This is a genomic window from Pseudomonas sp. MLB6B (assembly GCF_054508135.1).
The window spans coordinates 2,429,486-2,445,829 of the sequence record NZ_CP199313.1 but is presented as its reverse complement, the minus strand read 5'-3'; the positions used below and the strand labels follow the sequence as shown (position 1 = coordinate 2,445,829).

The following is a 16,344-nucleotide window of genomic DNA, read 5'->3' as shown; positions in this document are numbered from 1 at the left end:
ACATCGGAACTTGCCCGCAGTGCAAGGCGAAGGCTTGGGCAGGCCACGGCCCGCCCAGCTGGCGTATCAGTCGCCGACGCGCTCTTCGGCGAGGAAGAACCAGGTTTCCAGCACCGAGTCGGGGTTGAGCGACACGCTCTCGATGCCCTGCTCCATCAGCCACTTGGCCAGATCCGGATGGTCCGAGGGGCCCTGGCCACAGATGCCGATGTACTTGCCGGCCTTGTTGCAGGCGGCGATGGCGTTGGCCAGCAGCTTCTTCACCGCAGGATTTCGCTCGTCGAACAGGTGGGCGATGATCCCCGAGTCGCGGTCCAGGCCCAAGGTCAGCTGGGTCAGATCGTTCGAACCGATGGAGAAGCCATCGAAGTACTCGAGGAACTCATCGGCCAGGATCGCGTTGGACGGCAGTTCGCACATCATGATCACGCGCAGGCCGTTGTCGCCACGGGCCAGGCCGTTCTCGGCGAGCAGTTCGACCACTTGGCTGGCCTCGCCCAAGGTGCGCACGAACGGCACCATGATCTCGACGTTGGTCAGGCCCATCACGTCGCGGACATGCTTGAGCGCGCGGCATTCCAGTTCGAAGCAGTCGCGGAAGGACTCGCTGATGTAGCGCGAGGCACCGCGGAAGCCCAGCATCGGGTTTTCCTCTTCGGGCTCGTAGAGCTTGCCACCGATCAGGTTGGCGTATTCGTTGGACTTGAAGTCCGACAGGCGCACGATGACCTTTTTCGGGTAGAAGGCGGCGGCCAGGGTGCTGATGCCCTCGACCAGTTTCTCGACGTAGAAGCCGACCGGGTCGCTGTAGCCGGCCACGCGCTTGTCGACGCTGTCCTTGAGCTCGGGCGGCAGGCCGTCGTAGTTGAGCAGCGCCTTGGGGTGTACGCCGATCATGCGGTTGATGATGAATTCCAGGCGCGCCAGGCCTACGCCTTCGTTGGGCAGCTGCGCGAAGTCGAAGGCGCGGTCGGGGTTGCCCACGTTCATCATGATCTTGAACGGCAGTTCGGGCATGGCATCGACCGAGTTCTGCCGAACGTCGAAGCCCAGTTCGCCCTCGAAGATGAAGCCGGTGTCGCCCTCGGCGCACGATACGGTGACGCCCTGGCCGTCCTTGAGCAGTTGCGTGGCGTTGCCGCAGCCGACCACCGCCGGAATGCCCAGTTCGCGGGCGATGATCGCGGCGTGGCAGGTGCGCCCGCCACGGTTGGTGACGATGGCGCTGGCGCGCTTCATCACCGGTTCCCAATCCGGGTCGGTCATGTCCGAGACCAGCACGTCGCCGGGTTGGACCTTGTCCATTTCCGAAACGTCCTTGATCACGCGGACCTTGCCGGCGCCAATGCGCTGGCCGATGGCACGGCCTTCCACCAGCACCGTGCCCTTTTCCTTGAGCAGGTAGCGCTCCATGACGTTGGCGCTGGCACGGCTCTTCACCGTTTCCGGGCGTGCCTGGACGATGTACAACCGGCCGTCGTCACCGTCCTTGGCCCACTCGATGTCCATGGGGCGCTGGTAGTGCTGCTCGATGATCATCGCCTGCTTGGCCAGCTCGGCCACTTCGGCGTCGGTCAGGCAGAAACGCGCGCGTTCGGCACGGTCGACGTCGACGGTCTTGACCGAGCGACCGGCCTTGGCCTCGTCGCCGTAGACCATCTTGATCGCCTTGCTGCCCAGGTTGCGGCGCAGGATGGCCGGGCGGCCGGCCTGCAGGGTGTGCTTGTGCACGTAGAATTCGTCAGGGTTGACCGCGCCCTGGACCACGGTTTCGCCCAGTCCGTAGGCACCGGTGATGAACACCACGTCGCGGAAGCCCGATTCGGTGTCGAGGGTGAACATGACGCCGGCGGTGCCGGTTTCCGAACGCACCATGCGCTGCACGCCGGCGGACAGGGCGACCAGCTTGTGGTCGAAGCCCTGGTGCACGCGGTAGGCGATGGCGCGGTCGTTGAACAGCGAGGCGAACACTTCCTTGGCCGCGCGGATCACGTTGTCGACGCCGCGGATGTTGAGGAAGGTTTCCTGCTGGCCGGCGAAGGACGCGTCGGGCAGGTCTTCGGCGGTGGCCGAGGAACGCACGGCCACGGCCATGTTGTCGTTGCCCTGGGCCATTTCGGCGAAGGCGGTGCGGATTTCGCTGTCCAGGCGTGCCGGGAACTCGGCGTCCATGACCCATTGGCGGATCTGTGCACCGGTCTGGGTCAGGGCGGCGATGTCGTCCACGTCCAGCGCATCGAGGGCGGCATGGATGCGTTCGTTCAGGCCGCTCTGCTCGAGGAAGTCGCGGTACGCCTGAGCCGTAGTAGCAAAGCCGCCAGGCACGGAAACACCGGCACCTGCGAGGTTGCTGATCATCTCGCCCAGGGAGGCGTTCTTGCCCCCTACGTGCTCCACATCATGGACGCCGAGCTTATCGAGGGAAACTACGTACTCTACCAAGGTGATCTCTCCACTAACGGTGTTTGGGAAAAGCTCAAAGAGGCGCCGCCAGTCGCTTGCAACTGGCCCGGGCGCTTGTGGCCTGGACTTGCAAAATGAGTAAGAATGCCGGACATCGTGTTCGGCGAACCGAACCTACCATATCCGCACACATTCAGCAGCTTAAGGCTCCAGGCGCTCATGAAACGAACCGCGTTCTTCATTTCCGACGGTACCGGCATCACGGCTGAAACCTTGGGGCAAAGCCTGCTGGCTCAGTTCGATACTATCCCTTTCAACAAATTTACCCGTCCTTATATCGACACGCCCGACAAAGCCCGCGCCATGGTCCAGCAAATAAACCTGGCCGCCGAGCGCGACGGCATGCGCCCGATCATCTTCGACACGATCGTCAACCAGGACATCCGCGAGATCCTGGCGACGTCCAACGGCTTCATGATCGACATCTTTTCCTCGTTCCTCTCGCCCCTGGAGCAGGAACTCACCGCGCATTCGTCCTATTCGGTGGGCAAGTCGCATTCGATCGGCGGCAACTCCAATTACATGGAGCGCATCGAAGCGGTGAACTTCGCTCTGGACAACGACGACGGCGCGCGCACGCACTACTACGACAAGGCCGACCTGATCCTGGTCGGCGTGTCGCGCTGCGGCAAGACGCCCACCTGCCTTTATATGGCCATGCAGTTCGGCATTCGCGCGGCCAACTATCCGTTCACCGAAGACGACATGGAGCGCCTGCAATTGCCGGCGGTGCTGAAGAAGCATCACAGCAAGCTGTTCGGCCTGACCATCGATCCCGACCGCTTGACCGCGATTCGCCACGAGCGCAAACCCAACAGCCGCTATTCGAGCTTTGCGCAGTGCGAATTCGAGGTACGCGAAGTGGAGGGGCTGTTCCGCCGCGAAAATATCGCCCACATCAATTCCACGCATTTTTCGGTCGAAGAGATCTCGGCCAAGATCCTGGTGGAAAAAGGCGTCGAACGGCGCTTCAAGTAGCCTGCGCCGAACGCCACAGCGCCCTGCCCTGCCCGACCTTGCCTGCGCGGCGCAACCGCCGCGGCAGGGCGTGCGCCGACGCACTGACCCCTCAGTCACGAAGCGTAAAAAAACCTCAATAAAATGTCACACATGCCGATAGCTGGGGAAACCTCGCGGAATGAGCTGACATGCGCAACAACCAACCGATCACCCAGAGAGAACGGACTTTCCCTGCACAGCAGCGGTTGATTTCCACCACCAACGCCAAGGGCGTGATCACCTACTGCAACGACGCCTTCGTCGAAATCAGTGGCTTCGCCCACGACCAGCTGGTAGGCGCGCCGCATAACCTGGTGCGCCACCCGGACGTGCCCACCGCCGTGTTCGCGCACATGTGGCAGACCCTCAAGCAAGGCCTGCCGTGGATGGGCATCGTCAAGAACCGCTGCCAGAACGGCGACTTCTATTGGGTCAACGCCTATGTCACGCCGATCTTCGAGAACAACCAGGTGGTGGGCTACGAGTCGGTGCGCATCAAGCCCAGCGCCGAGCAGGTACGGCGCGCCGAGGCGCTGTACCTGCGCCTGAACCAGGGCAAGACCGCCGTGCCGCGCCGCGATACCTGGGTGCCGGTGGTGCAGGCCTGGCTGCCGTTCATCCTCATCAGCCAGATCGGCTTCGTCATCGGCTCGCTGTTGGGCCATGGCGCAGGTTTCGCCCTTGCCGCCGTGCTGTCCGTGCCGCTCGGCCTGCTTGGCCTGAGCTGGCAGCAGCGCGGCCTCAAGCGGCTGCTGCGCCTGGCCGAGCAGACCACCTCCGACCCGCTGATCGCGCAGATGTATACCGACAGCCGCGGCGTGCAGGCCCGCCTGGAAATGGCCATGCTCAGCCAGGATGCGCGCATGAAAACCTGCCTGACCCGTCTGCAGGACAGCGCCGAACACCTGAGCGACCAGGCGCGCCAGTCCGACACCTTGGCGCATCAGAGCTCGGCAGGGCTGGAACGTCAACGCGTGGAAACCGAACAGGTCGCGGCCGCCGTCAACCAGATGGCCAGCACCACCCAGGAAGTCGCCAGCCACGTGCAACGCACCGCCGACGCCACGCAGCAGGCCAATCGCCTGACCAGCCAGGGCCGCACCATCGCTGGCGAAACCCGCGAAGCCATCGAGCGCCTGTCGAGCGCCGTGGGCGAGACCGGGCGCACGGTCACGCAACTGGCTCAGGACAGCAACGAGATCGGCGGCGTGGTCGACGTGATCAAAGGCATCGCCGACCAGACCAACCTGCTGGCTTTGAATGCTGCCATCGAAGCGGCGCGCGCGGGGGAAATGGGCCGTGGCTTTGCCGTGGTGGCCGACGAGGTGCGCCAGTTGGCCCAACGTACGGCCGAGTCCACCGGGCAGATCCATGGGCTGATCGCCAAATTGCAGCAGACCGCCAGCAACGCCGTGCAGACCATGGAAAGTGGCCATCGCCAGGCTCAGGAAGGGGTCGAGCGGGTCATGCAGGCCGATGAAGCCTTGGTCGGTATCAGCGAGGCGGTGGCCAACATCACCGACATGACCACGCAGATCGCCGCCGCCACCGAAGAGCAGACCGCGGTGGCCGATGAGATCAGCCGCAACATCAGCACCATCGCCGACCTGGCCGACGAAACCTCCGGCCAAGCCCAGCGCTCGGCGCTGCTCAGCGAAGAGCTGACCACCACGGCAGGCACCCAATACTCGCTGGTGGAGCGCTTCAACCGCTAAGCGATCCTGGCCCCACGCAAGCGGGGCCTAGGCGCACGCCTCACCATTCGAGCACGATCCGGCTCTGGAAACGTCGCTCGCCGGCCCCGAGCGGATCGTCGAAACGCAAGGTATGGGCCAGCAGCTTCAGCGGATTCCCATAGTCGTCCTGATCGTCGCTCAGGTGCGGATAGAAAGGATCGTGCCGAATCGGCGCACCCAGCGCTGCCATGTGCACGCGCAGCTGGTGCGTCTTGCCGGTCACCGGCGACAAGCCGTAGCGCCACCACGCCCCATTGCGCTCCAGCACCTGGGCATGGGTCTCGCTGTTCGCCGCACCGGGCACCTCGTGCATGCGGAAAAACGGCTCGCCATGTTCCAGACGGCTGCGGTGCACCAGCGGAAACTCGCGCTCGGGCAGGGCTGCGGCGATCGCCTGGTAACCCTTGTCGATACGCCGCTCCGGGAACAGACGCTGGTACAGGCCACGGCTTTCGGGATTGGCGGAAAACAACACCAGCCCGGCAGTGTGCCGGTCGATGCGGTGCAAGGGCACCAGGTGCGGATTGTCGAGGCGGCGGATGAGCCGCCGCAGCAGGGTCTGTTCGACGTATTCGCCCGACGGCGTGACGGGCAGGAAATGCGGTTTGTCGGCCACCACCAGGTGCTCGTCCTGGTACAGGATGTGCTCCTGTACGGGAATAGGTTTCTCGTCCGGCACTTCGCGGAAATAGTGGATGCGCAAGCCGCAGCGATAGCGCTGCCCGACTGCCAGCGGCTGGCCCTGCGCATCCAGCACGCGGCCACGGGCGAACCGGTCGAGCCATTGCTCACGGCTGATGGCCTTGAAGCGCTCGCACAGGCAATCGAGCACGGTGGCCCAGTTACCGGGCGGTAGGCAGAAGGTGCTGGCCTGCACGCGGGCCGGATCGAAAGAAGACGTCATGACAAATGCCCGTGGCTCAAACGCGGCATTATCGGCCAGGCCACGCGCTTCAACCAGCCTCGTCGATAGGCTCGCAGCGCGCCTTGAGCCAGCGCAGCACCTGCACCGGTTCCCAGCGCGTCGGGTCGTACAGCGCATAGGTCAGGCCCTGGTAACCGACCACGTCCAAAGCGCGGTGGTAACCCGCGCGCTGGAACAGGGCCTCGACTTCGGCAAAGCAGGTGTTGAAGTGGGTCTTGCCGAACGGCGTATGCTCGTCGAGCACCAGGCCATCGACGTGCAGCGCCAAGGCCGCGGCACTGACCTGCTCGACCGGCATGCGGTTGACGCTGGATTTGAGTTGCTCGACGTTGAGCATGGGCCACCTGAACACTGTATTTCCATACAGCATACGAATGCGGCCCCGTGTCGTCAATCGCCGGGCTGCGCCAGAAAAGCCACCACCTGTTCGGTATCGAACGGCCAGTCCAGCTCGGCGCCCGTATCCGCGCGGCGTAGCACCGGTATGCGCAGGGCCAGGCGTTGGTAGTCGAGTGGAGGGTCGGCGATGTCGATCAGCTCCACCATCAGGCCATGGTCCACCAAGGGCATGAGCATGGCTTCGGCGACTTCGCATAGATGGCACCCAAGGGTGCCGAACAACTGGCATTCCGGGAGCATGGAGGGTTCCTGTCGTAAGAGGATCGAGCGTCCAGTCTAGAACTGCGCAGGCCACCTTGCACCTGCGCCACGCCAGAGCCGAGGCACGGAACGATCGAAGCCGCGACCCCCTGCCCCTTCAACCTTGGAGTGAGTGCCTGCGAATCGTCACCTCTCCCGCGCAAATCCACGCTACGCTCTCAAATCGCCCTCGCTCATCCAGCGGGGATCGACCATCCGCTACAGGTACTGAACCTTCCGACACGGCGGTTACTCGAAATAGCCACGAACACTTACCAGGGAGAGCCAACATGGCTAGCAACTCGGCAAAGACTGCACAAGACATCCTCGCGGCTGACTTCCAGGCACTGGTGCGCGACACCGAAAAACTGCTGGCAGATACCGCCAACCTGGCAGGCGAGCAGGCCGACGAACTGCGCGAGCAGGTCCGTACACGCTTGCTGCAGGCCCGTGACAGCCTGCAACAGACCCAGGATGCAGTGCGTGAGCGCAGTCAGGAAGCCCGCGACAGCGTCGAGCTGTACGTGCTGGAAAAACCTTGGCATGCCGTAGGCATCGCTGCCGGTGTAGGCTTGTTGATTGGCCTGTTGGCCAACCGCCGCTGAGGAATAGTTCATGGATAAGGACGCCATCGGCACCGTCGCCACGGGTAAGCGCCTGAGCGCGGCCGTGCTTGGGCTGTTGCACAGTCACGTCGAGCTCCTCGGCATCGAATTGCAGGAACAGAAAGCCCGCAGCTTGCGTCTGTTGCTGTTCGCAGGCTTCGCGCTGGTCTTCGGCCTGATGCTGCTGACCGCACTGTCGGGTCTGCTGCTGGTGCTGGTGTGGGATACCTACCGCCTGGCCGGCATCCTCGGCTTGTGCGCAGTCTATGCGCTGGCCGCCGTATTCTGCGCGCTGCGCCTCAAGGCCGCAGTATTCGACGAATCATCACCTTTCAGCGCCACGCTCGAAGAGCTGGCCAAGGATCGGGAGCGCCTGTTGCCATGAGCCTGCCTCAAATGCCTACCAGCCGAGACCCGCGTGAAATGCGCAAGGCGTTGCTGCGCCTGCGCATGGAAATGCACCGCCAGGAAATGCGCCTGGAAGCCTCGCACCTGTTCGACCCGGTACGGCGCCTGCGCAACATGGGCAGCTCCGTGCAACACGGGTTGGACGGTCGTCGCCTGTCGTTCTGGAACCTTGCCGCCGTCGTCGCCATGGGCTTCGTCACGGGCAAAGGCGTACGCGGCGGCGGATTGAGCCGTCTGATGGGCTTGGGTACCAGTGTGGTGCCGCTGGTCAAGGCCGTGCTGGAGAGCCGTCGGCGCTGACCGCCCAGCCAGGCGCTAGCGTCTGGCGCAAGACCGTGCGATTCAGGCCTCGAAGACCGGCCAGGTGCGTTATCGATATCAGTCGACACAGCGCACCGGCCGGTTTTTCGTTGGTCTCGGTCTTCCAGTGCTTGCCGACCCATGGTGCCACCGCCGACCATGGTCACCCCTACCCTTCGGGGCCACACGCCCACTTGATGGAGTACCTGTCCTTGGACTGGCATACGTTGCTGAACCGCGAACGCCTGGGCAAGGCCCACTCGAGCCCGCAAGAGATGGGCCGCAGCCCGTTCCACAAGGACCACGACCGCGTCATCTTCTCGGGCGCATTCCGGCGCCTGGGGCGCAAGACGCAAGTCCATCCGCCCTACAGCAACGACCACATCCACACGCGCCTTACCCACTCGCTGGAAGTGAGCTGCGTCGGCCGTTCGCTGGGCATGCGCGTCGGCGAGACCCTGCGCCCGCAACTGCCTGACTGGTGCGAGCCGAACGACCTGGGCATGATCGTGCAGTCGGCATGCCTGGCCCACGACATCGGCAACCCGCCTTTCGGCCATTCGGGCGAAGACGCCATTCGCTACTGGTTCCAGCAAGCGGCCGGGCGCGGCTGGCTGGACGACATGAACGACGACCAGCGCGCCGACTTCCTCAATTTCGAAGGCAACGCCCAAGGCTTCCGGGTCCTGACCCAGCTCGAATACCACCAGTTCGATGGTGGCATGCGCCTGACCTACGCGACGTTGGGCACCTACCTGAAATACCCCTGGAGCGCTCGCCATGCCGACGCCCTGGGCTACAAGAAGCACAAGATGGGCTGCTACCAGAGCGAGCTGCCGCTGTTGCAGCAGATCGCCGGCAAGCTGGGCTTGCCGCAGCTCGACGAGCAGCGCTGGGGTCGCCATCCGCTGGTCTACCTGATGGAAGCCGCCGACGACATCTGTTACGCCCTGATCGACCTGGAGGACGGTCTGGAAATGGACCTGCTGCAATACGCCGAAGTCGAGGCGTTGCTGTTGGATCTGGTCGGCGACGACCTGCCCGACACCTACCGGCAACTGGGGCCGGACGATTCGCGGCGGCGCAAACTGGCGATTCTGCGCGGCAAAGCCATCGAGCACCTGACCAACGCGGCCGCTGACGCCTTCGTCGAACAGCAGCACGCTCTACTAGGTACGGGCCTGCACGGCGATCTGGTCGAACACATGCACGGGCCGGCGAAACGTTGCGTGCTGCACGCCAAGGACATGGCCCGCAAGAAGATCTTCCAGGACAAACGCAAGACCCTGCACGAGATCGGCGCCTATACCACCTTGGAGATCCTGCTCAATGCGTTCTGCACTGCCGCGCTCGAACAGCACGGTGGGCGCGCGCCTTCCTTCAAGAGCCGCCGTGTGCTGGACCTGCTCGGCAACCACGCACCCGACCCCAACACCTCGCTGCACAGCGCCTTCCTGCGCATGATCGATTTCATCGCCGGCATGACCGACAGTTTCGCCAGCGAAATGGCACGCGAGATGACCGGGCGCTCCAGCCCGGCATGAGCCAGGGACGCCTGGGCCGACCATGCCCGGTCAGCCCTTTTCCCACGAAGCCTAGGACTAGGCTTACGCCGTAAACAAAACCGCTAAACATCCGCCGAATCCGAACATGGCTAGCAACGATCCAGCCATTGACACGGCCAATTTCATAATCTGCGTGTAGCTACACTTCGAGTTGTTTGTAAGTAATTTCCTATATCTGCATGAATGGCCCAACCGCCATGTGCGGCCATCAACAACTAGGCTAAGGTGCCGGCTGCCTCTCTTCTTGTTGCACGGAAAGCCGATTATGCACTCTGTATTTATCGTGGACGATCATCCAGTCATTCGTTTGGCCGTTCGCATGTTGCTGGAAAACCAGAACTACAAGATCGTCGGCGAATCGGACAATGGCGTGGACGCCATGCAAATGATCCGTGAGGCCAAACCCGATCTGGTCATCCTCGACATCAGCATCCCCAAGCTCGACGGTCTCGAAGTGCTCTCACGCCTGCAAAGCATGGGCCTGCCGCTCAAGGTGCTGGTGCTCACGGCGCAGTCGCCTGCCTTGTTCGCGTTGCGCTGCATGCAGTCCGGTGCCTCGGGTTACGTCTGCAAGCAGGAAGACTTGGGCGAACTATTGAGCGCGATCAAAGCGGTACTTTCCGGTTACAACTACTTCCCCAACCAGGCGCTCAACCAGACCGCCCCCGAAGAGAACAGCGACTTGGAACGCTTCCGTTTGATCAACGATCGAGAGTTGATGGTATTGCAGTTATTCGCTCAAGGCCGCAGTAACAAGGACATCGCGCGTGGCATGTTTCTGAGTAACAAGACCGTCAGCACCTACAAAAAACGCCTGATGCAAAAGCTGCAGGTCGAAACCCTCGTCGAGTTGATCGACATCGCCAAGCGTAACGCGTTGGTCTAAGGGTTGGGCATGAGCAAGTTCGTTGCCGGTATGCTCCTAGTACTCGTTCTCACCGCGCTCGCCAGCTACGCCAGGGAAGCCGCTCCCACGGCGCATAGCTACCTGTTATTGAGCCGTGCCAGCACCCAGGCCACCGACCTGCCCCTGACTCCACGCCAACGCCAGTGGATCGGCAGCCGCCAGCGATTGATAGTAGGCACCACCGCGCCCGACAACCCGCCATTCGACATCACGCTGGGCGGACGCGAATACCAGGGCCTGACCGCCGACTACATCGGCCTCATCAGCAGCGCCCTGGGGTTGCCGGTGGAAATTCTTCGCCTGCCCACGCGTCAGGCCGCGATAGAAGCGCTCAAGCGCGGCCAGATCGATCTGCTCGGCAGTGCCAACCGCTACGAAGCGGACGCTGCCGGGCTGGTGCTGTCCAGGCCCTATGCCATCGATCAGACGGTACTGGTCACCCGCGAGGACGAAACCCGGCCATTGGACATGGACCTCGAAGGCATGCGCCTGAGCGCGCTCTATCATTACCTGCCCGCTTCGGAGATCAAAGCGGCCTACCCCGGTGCCCAGGTGCAAATGTACGAGTCCACCACCGAGGCGCTCAACGCCGTCGCCTTCGAGCAGGCCGACGTGTTCATCGGCGACGTCATTTCGACGCACTACCAGATCAATCAGGGTCACCTGCCGCATCTGCGCATGGCCAACTTCGGCAAGCACGAGATGGTCGGTTTCAGTTTCGCCATGCGGCAGAGCGACACCCAACTGCTGGAGCTGGTCAACGCGATTCTGGAGCACGTGCCGCAAGCCACTCGCGGCGAGATCTCCAGACGCTGGAGCGCGGGCTACGACAACCTGCTCACCGACCGCAAGCTGCAATTGTCCAAGCGCGAGGCGCAATGGTTGCGCGACCACCCCGAGATGCGCGTATCGGTCAACGAGAACGCAGCGCCGCTGTCGTTTCTCGACAACAACGGGCGCCTGCGGGGAATCACGGCGGACCTGCTGGAACTGATCCGCCTGCGCACCGGTTTGCGATTCAAGGTGCAACGCGGCGGCGACCTCGGCGACATGGTCAATGAGCTGCACAAAGGCCAGACCGACATCATCGCCACCTTCGCCACGGACGAAGACGAGGGTACGGGCCTGAGCATCAGCCGACCTTATCTGGAAACGTCACACGTTCTGGTCACGCGCAAGGATGCCGAGCCGTGGACCACGCTCGCGCAATTGCGCGGCAGACGCGTGGCCCTGTCCAACCACGGCAGCATCGCCAAGAGCCTCGCCAGCCGCTATCCGCAGATCGTTCTGGTGCCGAGCAAAAGCCCGGCGCATTCGGTCGCATTGCTGCACAGCGGTGCGGTCGACGCCATTGTCACCACGCTGATCGATGCCAACCACGCCCTGACAGGCAACGACAAGCTGGTCATCCGCTCCACCGTCGGCAGCGAACCGGCCAGCTTCGCGATGGCCACGGCGCCAGGCGCCAGTGAGTTGGCGTCGATTCTCGACAAGGCACTGCTGAGCATCACCCCCGAAGAGTTGGGCGTCATCCACAGTCGCTGGCGCAGCTACAGCCTGTTCGATGACGCACGCTGGCCCATGTATCGCCGCATCATTCTGCTGGTCATCGCCGCCACGGCCGCCTTGCTGATGCTGGCGCTACTCTGGAACGCCCGGCTAAGACGCCAGATCAAACAGCGGCAGATAGCCGAGCGGGCGCTCAACGACCAGTTGGAGTTCATGGGCGCGCTGCTCAACGGTACCCCACATCCCATGTACGTGCGCGACCGCGAGGGCCGCCTGCAAAGCTGCAACGCCAGCTACCTGCAGGCGCTCGACACCACCACCGAGGCCGTGCTGGGCAAGCGCCTTGAAGACAGCGCGATGAAAGACTGCCCCTATTCGCGACAGATCGAGGCCGATTACCAGACGGTCATGCAACAGGGCACGCCGCTGATCCTCGACCGCTCCATGCGAGTCCACGAAGAAGAACTGACCCTGTACCACTGGATGCTGCCCTACCGCGACTCGCTGGGCGAGGTGCAAGGCATCATCGGTGGCTGGATCGACATCAGCGATCGCCGCAAGCTGGTGCTGGACCTGCGCCTGGCCAAGCAGCAGGCCGACGACGCCAACCGCGCCAAGAGCACTTTCCTGGCCACCATCAGCCATGAAATCCGCACCCCGATGAATGCCGTGATCGGCATGCTCGAACTGGCCCTGCGCCGCGCTGACGAGGGCGAATTGGACCGCCCCGCCATCGAAGTGGCGCATCAGTCGGCCAAGGACTTGCTCGGATTGATCGGCGACATCCTCGACGTGGTGCGCATCGAGTCGGGCCATCTGTCGCTCAAGCCCGAAGTGGTCAACCCCATCGACCTGGTTGAATCGGTGGGCCGGGTATTCGACGGTCTGGCTCGGGAAAAGGGCCTGACATTGCGCGTGGACATCGCCCCCGACGCCGCCTGTCATGCCCGCCTCGACCCGCTACGGTTCAAGCAGGTGCTGTCCAACCTGGTGAGCAATGCCATCAAATTCACCGAGCAAGGCCAGGTCCGCATTAGCGTGGCCCTGCGCGAGCGCGTCGCCGACGCGGCCACGCTGGACCTCGAAGTCCAGGACACTGGCATCGGCATCAGCGAAGACGACCTGGCGCGCTTGTTCAGCCCGTTCGGCCAGGTCAACCCGGACAGCCGGCAGGCGCGCAATGGCACGGGTCTGGGCCTGGTCATCAGTCGCAACCTGTGCCAGATGATGGGCGGCAGCCTGACCTTGGAAAGCTTGCATGGCGTAGGCACCCGGGTGCGGCTGCAGATGCCGTTGCAATTGACCGCCCCCGCACCGGCCCCAGCGGTATGCGAGGAGCGCTGCCCGCCGCTGGATCAGCGCCTGCAAGTCCTGGTCATCGACGACCACCCCGCCAACCTGATGCTCATGGCGAAACAGCTGAGCGTGCTGGGTCTGCGCCACCAACGCGCCTGCGACGGTCGCGAAGCGCTGCGCAAATGGCGTGACGGTCAGTTCGACGTGCTGATCCTGGACTGCAACATGCCGCACATGAACGGCTACCAACTGGCGCGGATCGTGCGGGCCGAAGAGCAGTTGCACAGCCGTACGCCCTGCACCATCATCGGCTACACCGCCAACGCCCAACCCGAAGCACGCCAACATTGTCTGGAGGCCGGTATGGACGACTGCCTGCTCAAGCCCATCTCCCTGTCTACGCTGCGCCAACGTTTGTCCAGCATTCGATACACGGAAACCTCGCCGCAACCCCGTGCCATGCCGTTCGATCTGGAAGGCCTGAGCAGTGTGGTGGGCGACAGCGCGGCCGACCGCAGGCGCCTGCTGGACACCTTGCGGCTCAGCCTGCAACAGGACCTGCACCTACTCATGCAGATCGACCCGGCGCATGCGCCGCAAGCGTTGGCCGACCAGGCACACAAGATCCTCAGCGCCGCGCGCATGCTCGAAGCGCAGTCATTGATGGCCGCTTGCGAAGCGGTACAAGTGTGCGATGGGCCCGACCTGTTGAGGCGCAAGCGCCAGTGCCTGGCGCGACACATGCGGCGGGTGGAGAAGGCGTTGGACAAGGAGTTGTCCGACGGGGCGCAGGGTTGAAACGAAAACGGCCACCGCGAGGTGGCCGTTCTACGAGGATCAGGACGCCGAATTGATCGGCTTTTCCGGATACCATGCATCGAGCAGCGGGCTGACCTCGACCTTGGTCAGTTCGCTGCGGCCTTTGAGCCAGGCTTCGACAGCGGCGCGCTGTTCTTCGCTGACCGAGCCACGCTCGGCCAGGCAGACCAGACCGAAGTCATCGCCACCGACATAGTCCAGACCATTGGCATCCATCGCCTGGGTCAGGAAGGCATCGAGGAAAGCGTCGATGGCCTCTTCGGACAGGTCTTCCTTGAAGCCCAGGTTCAGTTCGAAACCCAACTCCTGGAATTCATCCACGCACAGTTTTTTGCGCAGACGACGGGAACGGTTAGTGGCCATGAAACAATCCTCTTGAGTAGTAACGCGCGGCACTGTACCAGCTTCCATGCGCCAAGACCGCTTTTGTCTCAAATCTGCTTCATGTCGCCTACGCTTGGGGCATAATGCGAACCGCTGTTTCGCGGGGCCTTCATCTTATACAGCCCCCCTGCTTTCACCTTTTCTGCGCAGGATCTTCTCTCCCATGATCAAAACGCTCCGCCCTCTATTGCTCGCCGGCCTGCTCCTACCCCTGGCCCTTCCCAGCCATGCCGCACCGGTCAACACCACGCTGTCGCCCAAGGTGCAGAAAGCCTTGGCCACCAACAAACTGCAGGACTCCGCCCTCTCCCTGGTGCTGCTGCCGCTCGACGGACAAGGCACCCCGACCGTGTTCAACGCCGACGTGTCGGTCAACCCTGCTTCGACCATGAAGCTGGTCACCACCTACGCCGCGCTGGAGCTGCTGGGCCCGACCTATCAGTGGAAGACCGAGTTCTACACCGATGGCACGCTGAGCAACGGTGTGCTCAACGGCAACCTTTACCTCAAGGGTGGCGGCGACCCGAAATTGAACATGGAAAAGCTCTGGCTGCTGATGCGCGACCTGCGCGCCAACGGTGTGCGCACCATCACCGGCGACCTGGTACTGGACCGTAGCCATTTCGTGCAACCCAACCTGCCGGCGTTCGACGACGACGGCGGCGACGTCAACAAGCCTTTCCTGGTCAAGCCCGATTCCCTGCTGGTCAACCTCAAAGCGTTGCGCTTCGTGGCGCGCAACGATGGCGGCAAGGTCACCGTCGCGGTCGAGCCGCCGATCGCCAGCATCCGCATCGACAATCAGGTCAAGGCCGTGGCGTCCAAGCAGTGCAGCGGCGATGTGCGCTACAACCCAGTATCGGGGCCAGACGGCATGAGCGTGGTGGTCAGCGGCCAACTGGGCGATGGCTGCAACTCGCAGACGTACCTGTCGTTGCTCGACCACCCCACCTACGCTGCGGGCGCCGTGCGCGCCATCTGGAACGAGCTGGGCGGCAGCATTCAGGGCCGCGACCGCGTCGAGACCGTGCCCAAGAACGCACGCCTGCTGGCGCGCGCCTTCTCGCCCGATTTGGCAGAAGTGATTCGCGACATCAACAAGTACAGCAACAACACCATGGCCCAGCAGTTGTTCCTGAGCATCGGCGCACGTTTCCGCACCGACGCCGACGGCGACGATGCCCGCGCCGCACAACGGGTGATCCGTCAGTGGATGGCCAAGAAAGGCATCACCTCGCCACACTTGGTAATGGAAAACGGGTCGGGCCTGTCGCGTGCCGAGCGGGTCAGCACCCGAGAGATGGCCATGTTGCTGCAAGCAGCCTGGAAAAGCCCATACGCGGCCGAGTTCATGAGTTCAATGCCGTTGGTGGGGATGGACGGCACCATGCGCAAGCGCTTGAAGACAACTGCCTTGCGCGGCGAGGGCCACATCAAGACCGGCACCCTCAACACCGTGCGCGCCATCGCCGGCTTCACCCGCGACAGCAATGGCAAGACCTGGGCGGTCTCGGCCATCCTCAACGACCCGAAACCCTGGGGCGCGGCGTCGATCCTCGACCAGATCCTGCTCGACGTGTACCAGCAACCCAAACTGGCCAACACTACCGCGACCTTGGCGCCCTGATCGCTGCGCCGCCCATCGCGACTCATCGGAGCGCCGAACCGGCCGCCCCACGGGTTTTGTGTGGGAGCGGCTTTAGCCGCGATGGGCGGCACGGCCGCCCTGTTTAAGCCATCGCTGAACTCCCGAGGGGAACCGATCGTAGCAGTTGGGCCAGCTGCACCG

At 63.3% G+C, this 16,344-nt stretch carries 14 protein-coding genes; 9 read left to right on the top strand and 5 right to left on the bottom strand.

The annotated features are described in order from the left end of the window. Positions 1-66: 66 nt before the first annotated feature. On the bottom strand, positions 67-2,442 hold the full coding sequence (gene ppsA, locus ACSMEV_RS10825; RefSeq protein ID WP_459205161.1) for a phosphoenolpyruvate synthase: 2,376 nt from the start codon (positions 2,440-2,442) through the stop codon (positions 67-69). A gap of 180 nt (positions 2,443-2,622) precedes the next feature. On the opposite strand from ppsA, the gene ppsR reads away from it, so the two are divergent. Together ppsR and ACSMEV_RS10815 are read left to right on the top strand one after the other, a co-directional pair. Continuing rightward, on the top strand, positions 2,623-3,441 hold the full coding sequence (gene ppsR, locus ACSMEV_RS10820; RefSeq protein WP_313740440.1) for a posphoenolpyruvate synthetase regulatory kinase/phosphorylase PpsR: 819 nt from the start codon (positions 2,623-2,625) through the stop codon (positions 3,439-3,441). 170 nt (positions 3,442-3,611) lie between these two features. Next, positions 3,612-5,177 (top strand): methyl-accepting chemotaxis protein, encoded by a 1,566-nt coding sequence (locus tag ACSMEV_RS10815; protein WP_459205160.1) that lies wholly within the window; start codon positions 3,612-3,614, stop codon positions 5,175-5,177. A 40-nt stretch (positions 5,178-5,217) separates the two neighbouring features. On the opposite strand, the gene ACSMEV_RS10810 is transcribed toward ACSMEV_RS10815, so the two are convergent. Genes ACSMEV_RS10810 through ACSMEV_RS10800 form a run of 3 tightly spaced genes read right to left on the bottom strand, consistent with a single transcriptional unit; the run spans position 5,218 to position 6,762 of the window. Further along, positions 5,218-6,102 carry a pseudouridine synthase gene (locus ACSMEV_RS10810; RefSeq protein WP_459205159.1) on the bottom strand — a complete coding sequence of 295 codons (885 nt, stop codon included), beginning with the start codon at positions 6,100-6,102 and terminating at the stop codon, positions 5,218-5,220. A gap of 49 nt (positions 6,103-6,151) precedes the next feature. Beyond that, on the bottom strand, positions 6,152-6,460 hold the full coding sequence (locus ACSMEV_RS10805) for a transcriptional regulator (protein ID WP_459205158.1): 309 nt from the start codon (positions 6,458-6,460) through the stop codon (positions 6,152-6,154). A gap of 53 nt (positions 6,461-6,513) precedes the next feature. Then, positions 6,514-6,762 carry a glutaredoxin family protein gene (locus tag ACSMEV_RS10800; protein ID WP_459205157.1) on the bottom strand — a complete coding sequence of 83 codons (249 nt, stop codon included), beginning with the start codon at positions 6,760-6,762 and terminating at the stop codon, positions 6,514-6,516. 290 nt (positions 6,763-7,052) lie between these two features. Here ACSMEV_RS10800 and ACSMEV_RS10795 point away from each other — a divergent pair, with 290 nt between their 5' ends. From ACSMEV_RS10795 to ACSMEV_RS10770, 6 genes are all read left to right on the top strand, one after another. Continuing rightward, on the top strand, positions 7,053-7,367 hold the full coding sequence (locus ACSMEV_RS10795; protein WP_296264211.1) for an ElaB/YgaM/YqjD family protein: 315 nt from the start codon (positions 7,053-7,055) through the stop codon (positions 7,365-7,367). Between the two features lie 10 nt (positions 7,368-7,377). Further along, positions 7,378-7,752, top strand: a complete 375-nt coding sequence (locus ACSMEV_RS10790) for a phage holin family protein (protein WP_296264213.1) — start codon at positions 7,378-7,380, stop codon at positions 7,750-7,752. After that, positions 7,749-8,075: a hypothetical protein gene (locus tag ACSMEV_RS10785; RefSeq protein WP_296264217.1), complete on the top strand. Its 327-nt coding sequence runs from the start codon at positions 7,749-7,751 to the stop codon at positions 8,073-8,075. The genes ACSMEV_RS10790 and ACSMEV_RS10785 overlap by 4 nt, the downstream gene beginning before the upstream one ends. 212 nt (positions 8,076-8,287) lie before the next feature. Beyond that, positions 8,288-9,619 carry a deoxyguanosinetriphosphate triphosphohydrolase gene (locus tag ACSMEV_RS10780; RefSeq protein WP_296264219.1) on the top strand — a complete coding sequence of 444 codons (1,332 nt, stop codon included), beginning with the start codon at positions 8,288-8,290 and terminating at the stop codon, positions 9,617-9,619. A 286-nt stretch (positions 9,620-9,905) separates the two neighbouring features. Beyond that, positions 9,906-10,526 carry a response regulator gene (locus ACSMEV_RS10775; RefSeq protein WP_413046784.1) on the top strand — a complete coding sequence of 207 codons (621 nt, stop codon included), beginning with the start codon at positions 9,906-9,908 and terminating at the stop codon, positions 10,524-10,526. 9 nt (positions 10,527-10,535) lie between these two features. Continuing rightward, a complete protein-coding gene (locus ACSMEV_RS10770) occupies positions 10,536-14,150 on the top strand; it encodes a transporter substrate-binding domain-containing protein (protein WP_459205156.1) in 3,615 nt (1,204 codons plus the stop codon). Positions 14,151-14,189: 39 nt separating this feature from the next. Here the strand turns inward: ACSMEV_RS10770 and ACSMEV_RS10765 are convergent, their stop codons facing one another. Continuing rightward, positions 14,190-14,534 (bottom strand): YggL family protein, encoded by a 345-nt coding sequence (locus ACSMEV_RS10765; protein WP_296264224.1) that lies wholly within the window; start codon positions 14,532-14,534, stop codon positions 14,190-14,192. 184 nt (positions 14,535-14,718) lie between these two features. On the opposite strand from ACSMEV_RS10765, the gene dacB reads away from it, so the two are divergent. After that, on the top strand, positions 14,719-16,182 hold the full coding sequence (dacB, locus tag ACSMEV_RS10760) for a D-alanyl-D-alanine carboxypeptidase/D-alanyl-D-alanine endopeptidase (protein WP_459205155.1): 1,464 nt from the start codon (positions 14,719-14,721) through the stop codon (positions 16,180-16,182). Positions 16,183-16,344 lie beyond the last annotated feature (162 nt).

Coding starts and splice junctions, on each gene's coding strand:
- ppsR (WP_313740440.1), top strand. CDS start 2,623: ATGAAACGAACCGCGTTCTTCATTTCCGACGGTACCGGCATCACGGCT.
- ACSMEV_RS10815 (WP_459205160.1), top strand. CDS start 3,612: ATGCGCAACAACCAACCGATCACCCAGAGAGAACGGACTTTCCCTGCA.
- ACSMEV_RS10810 (WP_459205159.1), bottom strand. CDS start 6,102: ATGACGTCTTCTTTCGATCCGGCCCGCGTGCAGGCCAGCACCTTCTGC.
- ACSMEV_RS10805 (WP_459205158.1), bottom strand. CDS start 6,460: ATGCTCAACGTCGAGCAACTCAAATCCAGCGTCAACCGCATGCCGGTC.
- ACSMEV_RS10800 (WP_459205157.1), bottom strand. CDS start 6,762: ATGCTCCCGGAATGCCAGTTGTTCGGCACCCTTGGGTGCCATCTATGC.
- ACSMEV_RS10795 (WP_296264211.1), top strand. CDS start 7,053: ATGGCTAGCAACTCGGCAAAGACTGCACAAGACATCCTCGCGGCTGAC.
- ACSMEV_RS10790 (WP_296264213.1), top strand. CDS start 7,378: ATGGATAAGGACGCCATCGGCACCGTCGCCACGGGTAAGCGCCTGAGC.
- ACSMEV_RS10785 (WP_296264217.1), top strand. CDS start 7,749: ATGAGCCTGCCTCAAATGCCTACCAGCCGAGACCCGCGTGAAATGCGC.
- ACSMEV_RS10775 (WP_413046784.1), top strand. CDS start 9,906: ATGCACTCTGTATTTATCGTGGACGATCATCCAGTCATTCGTTTGGCC.
- ACSMEV_RS10770 (WP_459205156.1), top strand. CDS start 10,536: ATGAGCAAGTTCGTTGCCGGTATGCTCCTAGTACTCGTTCTCACCGCG.
- ACSMEV_RS10765 (WP_296264224.1), bottom strand. CDS start 14,534: ATGGCCACTAACCGTTCCCGTCGTCTGCGCAAAAAACTGTGCGTGGAT.
- dacB (WP_459205155.1), top strand. CDS start 14,719: ATGATCAAAACGCTCCGCCCTCTATTGCTCGCCGGCCTGCTCCTACCC.